The sequence below is a fragment of the Mitsuaria sp. TWR114 genome (assembly GCF_007997345.1).
The window spans coordinates 1-604 of record NZ_VOSR01000771.1 but is presented as its reverse complement, the minus strand read 5'-3'; the positions used below and the strand labels follow the sequence as shown (position 1 = coordinate 604).

Sequence of the window (604 nt, the reverse complement as noted above, 5' to 3'; positions counted from 1 at the left end):
CGCTGCACCAGGTCACCATCGTGATGAGCGACCGCGGCCTGCCCGACGGCTATCGCCACATGCACGGCTTCGGCAGCCACACCTTCAGCTTCATCAACGCCGACAACGAGCGCCACTGGGTCAAGTTCACCTTCAAGTCGCGGCAGGGCATCCGCAATCTGACCGACGAGGCGGCCGGCCAGCTCATCGCCGGCGACCGCGAGAGCGCGCAGCGCGATCTCTTCGAGGCCATCGAGCGCGGCGAGTTCCCGCGCTGGACGCTCTACGTGCAGGTGCTGAGCGAGGCCGCCGCCCGCGCGTTGCCCTACAACCCGTTCGACCTGACCAAGGTCTGGCTGCATGCGGACGCGCCGCTGATCGAGGTGGGCGAGCTCGAGCTCAACCGCAACCCCGAGAACTACTTCGCCGAGGTGGAGCAGGCCGCCTTCTCGCCGGCCAACGTGGTGCCGGGCATCGGCTTTTCGCCCGACAAGATGCTGCAGGCGCGGCTGTTCAGCTACGGCGACGCGCATCGCTACCGGCTGGGGGTGAATCACCATCAGATCCCGGTCAACGCGCCGAAGTGCCCTTACCACCTGTACCACCGCGACGGCGCGATGCGGGT

At 67.5% G+C, this 604-nt stretch carries 1 protein-coding gene; it reads left to right on the top strand.

Annotated elements, in window-relative coordinates:
• Positions 1 to 604 (top strand): catalase (locus tag FUT87_RS23960; protein ID WP_147242613.1); only part of this gene is annotated, 604 nt, incomplete at both ends.